The sequence below is a fragment of the Bartonella sp. AC10YNML genome (genome assembly GCF_042196825.1).
Classification (GTDB): Bacteria; Pseudomonadota; Alphaproteobacteria; order Rhizobiales; family Rhizobiaceae; genus Bartonella.
In genome coordinates, this window is the sequence record NZ_JBHIRA010000003.1 from 95565 (window position 1) to 101422 (window position 5858).

General features: G+C 37.3%; 3 protein-coding genes and 4 pseudogenes. 5 read left to right on the top strand and 2 right to left on the bottom strand.

Annotation, left to right across the window (positions count from 1 at the left end; genetic code table 11):
* Window positions 1-98, top strand: a pseudogene (locus tag ACFINA_RS02740) (integrase); the annotation flags it as partial.
* A gap of 1179 nt (window positions 99-1277) precedes the next feature.
* Here ACFINA_RS02740 and ACFINA_RS02745 read toward each other — a convergent pair.
* Window positions 1278-3068, bottom strand: coding sequence for an ABC transporter transmembrane domain-containing protein (locus ACFINA_RS02745; RefSeq protein ID WP_375615065.1), 1791 nt, complete (start codon window positions 3066-3068; stop codon window positions 1278-1280).
* 190 nt (window positions 3069-3258) lie between these two features.
* On the opposite strand from ACFINA_RS02745, the gene rpmE reads away from it, so the two are divergent.
* Entirely contained in the window at window positions 3259-3480 is a 222-nt protein-coding gene (rpmE, locus tag ACFINA_RS02750) for a 50S ribosomal protein L31 (RefSeq protein WP_005774581.1), read from the top strand.
* A 473-nt stretch (window positions 3481-3953) separates the two neighbouring features.
* Here rpmE and ACFINA_RS02755 read toward each other — a convergent pair.
* Window positions 3954-4268, bottom strand: a pseudogene (locus tag ACFINA_RS02755) (integrase); the annotation flags it as partial.
* 172 nt (window positions 4269-4440) lie between these two features.
* Here ACFINA_RS02755 and ACFINA_RS02760 point away from each other — a divergent pair.
* The 3 genes and pseudogenes from ACFINA_RS02760 to ACFINA_RS02770 form a co-directional block, all read left to right on the top strand.
* Window positions 4441-4690 (top strand): annotated as a pseudogene (locus ACFINA_RS02760) (ABC transporter); the annotation flags it as partial.
* A 356-nt stretch (window positions 4691-5046) separates the two neighbouring features.
* A complete protein-coding gene (locus ACFINA_RS02765; RefSeq protein WP_375614078.1) occupies window positions 5047-5205 on the top strand; it encodes a hypothetical protein in 159 nt (52 codons plus the stop codon).
* Between the two features lie 335 nt (window positions 5206-5540).
* Window positions 5541-5858 (top strand): annotated as a pseudogene (locus tag ACFINA_RS02770) (hypothetical protein); the annotation flags it as partial.

Consider the following 5858-nt stretch of genomic DNA (forward strand, 5'->3'; position numbering starts at 1 on the left):
TCCATGAGGAACAAAATCCCATTAAAAAACGGAATAAACAAAAATGTGAAGCAATAAGCAATCTCCATTATTTAAAAAATATTGCTCTAGATACTTTTGTACACGTTCCTATCATCGTTAAAATGCCTTCTTAAAGCACAACAGGAGGCGCTATAAATGAGGGCTGTAAATATAAATGATGGGATTGTGGGTCTTGGGGATGAGAAGATGGTGTCCAATCAAAGCACTCTATCCTTACTTTTATAGGCTATGACTGGAAGAGAGAGTTGGAGAGACGATTTGTGAGCAAAGAGAAAGTGTTTTGAGGTTGTTGTGTCTGCAAGGAGAAAAGACAGTGGTCGTGGTGATATTTACAAACAATAAATTTGATAAAATTTTACAATTTTGCCAAAAGCGGGTTTATTACAAAAGCTGTTGCTCATACGCGCTCACACAAAAATTATAAAGACACCCAAAAACGCTAAAAAAATCTTTGCTCTTTTTCAATAATAAGAATCTGCAAACAATGTTCAAAAAATGTTCGTTTTTTAAAAGAGAATAAAAGGATACTTTTACAGATGAGAGAAGCGTATTTATAAATTACAGCTTATCATGATTTTCGGTAAACACTATTGTTTAGAGCGCTGAGATAGAGGGCATGAAAAATTTTTCATATTAATTTTTTTTAAAGAGTGGGGTAAGTTTTTAGGGTAGAGTCTATCAAGTAAGCTGCATAAGGGACTCAAGCAAGCGAGCACCATTATTAATCTTTGCCAGCGTATATTCTTTTGTCAGCGCTCCAATGTTGTGACAGTTCTTGGAACTTAAAGGGGCAAGAGAGGCTCTTGCTCCTTTCTTGTACAATTTCACTCCACACACCAACCCCACTTGTGATGTGCAAGCAAAAGATTTTGTTTGATTCACTATGAGAGTTCAGCATAAGAAAATCCTATGGTATTAGGATTTCTCACGAAAAATAATAAATTATCTTTATAATAAACAACATGACGGTTTTATTATGAAGAGAGTTCTTTATACACCTTAATCATAGAGATTAACTTGGCATCGTTTTATATTCTGTACATAGAAGCGTTTTTATAAAAATGATCTACCTTATGCAGAAAAAAGAACAACCTGTAATTCAAAAAGAAACTGCCTCAATTCTTGCTCCTCTTTTTCATCTTAATTCTTATCCCTCTTTTTTCCATGAGCCCTTAAATTAATAATCCTCTGCCTGTAAAGCGCGGTATTCACGCCCAAGTACTGCTGCCCAAGTACTGCTCTTGTATCAAGATCACTCACTCAGGTGAAAATTGGAGTTTTGCGAGATAGGCATAAACGCCATTTTTTGCCACAAGTTCGGCATGGGTTCCTTCTTCCACAAGAGCGCCTTTATCCATTACAAGAATACGATCTGCTTTTAAAATTGTTGCCAAACGGTGCGCAATGACCAATGTTGTTCGATTTTGCATCAACCCGTCTAAGGCGTCTTGCACCAACTTTTCACTGTTTGCATCCAAAGCAGATGTTGCTTCATCAAGCAGCAAGAGGGGTGCATTTCTTAAAATTGCCCGCGCAATACCAATGCGTTGTTTTTGCCCCCCAGAAAGCATGGTACCGCGTTCTCCTACTTGCGTATCCAAGCCATCTGGTAAAGCTTGAATAAATTCAAGTGCATTAGCCGCTTTAGCAGCAGCAAGGATTTCCTCTTCATGGGTATTTTCAGTTCCAAAAATAATATTATCGCGCAATGTTCCATCAAAAATGGCGACATCTTGTGGAACATAGGAAATTGCACTGCGTAAATCTTGTAAAGAAAGGCGATTAATTTCCATGCCATCCAACCGAATTGTTCCACTTATTGGATCATAAAAACGAAGAATCAAAGAAAAAATGCTGCTTTTTCCTGCTCCGGAAGCCCCAACAAAAGCAACCGTTTCACCTGCTTTTATAGAAAAGGAAAGTGAGCGTAAAACCTTCTCTTGTGGTCTAGAGGGATAGGTAAAATCAACCTGATCAAAAACAAGTTCACCTCGAACAGGTTGCTCTAATGATAAAGCATTTTTAGGAGCTACAATAGCAGGTTTTTCTTGTAACAATTCGGCAAGCCGTTCAGCAGCGCCTGCTGCTTGGATTAATTCTGCTCCCAGTTCCGATAATTGCGCAAAAGTAGAAGCTCCAAAAACCGCATAAAGGACAAATTGTCCTAAGGTCCCTCCTGTCATCGTTCCATTCAAAACATCACGCGATCCAATCCATAAAACAGCAACCACACTGCTAAAAACCAAAAAAATTGCAAACCCCGTAAAAAAGGAGCGCAAGATTACAGAAGCACGTGCTGTTTGAAAAGCACGTTCTATCAATTGTGAAAAACGTATTGTAACGAGTTTTTCAGCGGTAAAAGCTTGTACAGTTCGAATAGCGCTTACCTGTTCTGTAGCGACAGCATTAGCATCTGCGAGACGATCTTGCGCGGCACGTGTACGAGAGCGAACTTTACGTCCAAAGACCACCAAGGGAATGGCCACGATAGGAATAGCAGCCAGAACCAGCAAAGATAATTTAGCATTGGTGATCACCATCATCACGACAGCTCCGATCACGATAATCAACTGACGCAAAGCAGTAGAGGCGGTCGAACCAACGGCTAATTTTATTTGTGTTGTATCGGTTAGAAGCCTTGAAACAATCTCTCCTGAATGTGACCGATCAAAAAAAGCAGGAGAGAGTCTCATAATATGAACAAACACATCACGCCGTAAATCGGCAACAATCCGTTCTCCCAAGGTGATAACACAGTAATAACGTCCAGCTGAAGCAAATGCGAGAAACAAAGCTAAGATAAATAAAATTCCGAAGTAAAAATTGATATGTCCATGGCTTGAAGTAGAAAACCCATGATCAAACATTTGTCGGATAGCCACTGGCAAAGCTAATGTGATCAGAGCAGCAACAGACAAAGCAATAAAGGCAAAGATAAACAACCAACGATAGCGCAAAAGATAAGGAACAAAAATTGCAAGCGAAGAGAATGAAGATTTTTTATGGGAAGATTTCGTAGATTTTTCTGAATGATAATGTAACATTATAAAATTTCGCTCACTCTATTAAATGATTTATAACACTTGATACAATGATGTATCTTGAACACTTGTTTTTTGATGCGTGCTCAGCTATAGAAATAAATACTTTAAATCAGTGTATCAAAAAGACAAAGGAAGCGCACTTAAAAAAATGAGTAAGTGTTCTTTCATTCTATAAACGCAAAAGGTTTGACGCATGAAAGCGAATATTCATCCCAACTATCACAAAATTACCGTTGTAATGACGGATGGAACCCAATATACGACGCGTTCCACTTGGGGAAAAGAAGGTGATACCCTTAATCTAGATATTGACCCAAGAACGCATCCAGCATGGACAGGTGGATCCCAAACACTTGTAGACCGTGGTGGTCGTCTTTCTAAGTTCAAAAATCGTTTTGGTAATATTGGCATGTAAAAGCCTCCTTCTTATGGGGTACAAAAATTTTAAACAAAACGATTGCAAACGATGGTTTTTTTATCCTGTCAAAGAGTGCACTTTAAATTTAATTCAAAAACGCATCCAACAGAAAAAGATAGGTCTTAAGCCCTTATAAATCGTAGTGGTTGCGTTTTTTAAATTCAAAAATCATTTTGAAATACACGCATACACCCCTTCTCATAGCGTATAAAAATCTCAGATAAAACGATTGCAAACAGTTCATCTTTTTTGAATTGAAAATACCCATGAAGAAGAAATTCTTACTGCCGCTAAAGCGGACAATGCACTTGAATTTATTCAAGCTTTACCAAACGACTTTGATACGCAAGGAGTAGAACGCAGTACCATGCTTTCTGGAGGGCAAAGACAACGCATTGGTATTGCATAGGCGATTTTAAGAAATGCAGCCCTCTTACTGCAAGCCAGCACCATCACACACTTTGCCAGCTCAGAGCAATATCTTTTAAATAATGGAGATTGCTTATTGCCTCACACTTGTTTATTCCGTTCTTTAATGGGATTTTGTTCCTCACGGAAAACAGAACGCCGTTTTGTTACAGTTTCACAGGCTTATTTTAAAGATATATCTCTCAAAGAGCATCCAAGCTTATTTCGCGACGGCATCCATGAATGCTATAACGGTAAAGCTATTGTGCACCTGCATATTTACGCTTATGAAGAAGCAAGCCAGCAGCATCATTATATTTGCCAACTCGTGGATGTTGCTACAGCCCTTAGCACTTGAGACGATTCATGAGAGGCATTTTAAATCTTTTCTTAATAGTTTTTTATTCACGCGGGCTCTCCCCGCTTGGTACGTGCAAGAAACATAGTTTTGATTGATTCACCATGGAACCGATTTGAAATGAGAGAATCCTACGGTATTCGAGATTCTCATTCAACATACAAGACAATGAATTATTATTATAAATCAAAGTATTACTACTTTATGAAACAACATTTTCTTTAGATGCAAACAGTGAAAAGTTGGTGCAAGATGCCTTAGAAGGGTTGATGCAAAATCGTACAACCTTGGTCATTGCACATCGTTTTGCAACAATTTTAAAAGCGGATCGTATTCTCGTGATGGATAAAGACTCTCTTGTGGAAGAAGGAACACACAAAACTCATTATAAAAAATAATGTTTATGCGCATTTGGCTAAACTGCAATTCTCATCTGAGTAAGTGATCTTGATACAAGAGCAGTATCTTTAAAGGCATAAACAGCACTCTTTTCAGACAGGCTTATCAATTTGAAACTCTCATGGAAAAAAGAAAGGCAAGCTTTAAGGTGTTTTTCTTTTTTAACGGGCTGTTCTTTTTTCTGCCTGAGATGAAGCATTTTTATAAAAATACTTCATTTGTGTACAGAATATAAAATAATATCCAGTTAAATCGCTATGGACTATTAAGATGTGCAAGGAGTTCTCTTCATAACAGCACTGTCACGTTGATTTATAATGATAACGCATTGTTTTTCATGAGAGATCTTACATGGAATTTCTCGTTTCAAATTTGGTTATGTTGAATCAGTTAAAACCATGTCTCTTGCATATACCAAACAGGGAAGATTGCGTGAGGTAAACACTTTAGAAAGAATAAGTCCTCTTCATGAAGCGTCTCAAGTTTTATGGGCTGTAGTAACATTAGGGGTTAGGAGAGTGTATGATGATGCCGATTTACTAAAAAAGAGCCGATAAATGAGTAGAGAGACACTTTTTATCAATTTTACAAAACAAGGTGAGCACGCAGCCATGTTTTGCTGTGTTAGGCGTTTGAGTACTTTGAACCAATATTATGGGAGTGCATTTTAAGAATTATAAGGCTTTTCTTTAAAGTGCATAAAGCATAAGAGCAATACAATTAAATACAAATTGTTTTATTTTACCAATAAAAATATCTATATTTTGTGTATTATTTTTATTAAAATATAATATGTAGTTATTTTCAAATCAGATATATACATATTGATACAATATCGAGGGATCGATAAAAGAGCTGCGTTAAATGTTGGTGAGAATAAAAGAGAGCAAGAATGGAAGAAGACATAAAATTGGCAATAGCTTTCAGAATAGCTACAATTAAGGTCATGTGGAAATGGGGGAAAAAATATGGGAGTGTAAGATGCGGTGTTATGATTTTCTGCATCATATTGATGGGGAAGTTGTGGTATTCGGGATACTCAGTGGATTTTTTGTTCGGTTTGGCAATGATAGTGTGTTGTGGGGGAAGCTTAATGCTTGCATTGGCAATTTATCAGAACAAGCATTTAACTAAACAACTTGAGCAAAAAGAGCAAGAGTGCGCTGGACATAAAGATATTATTGCACAAAGGGAACAGAAGTGTCTTCAA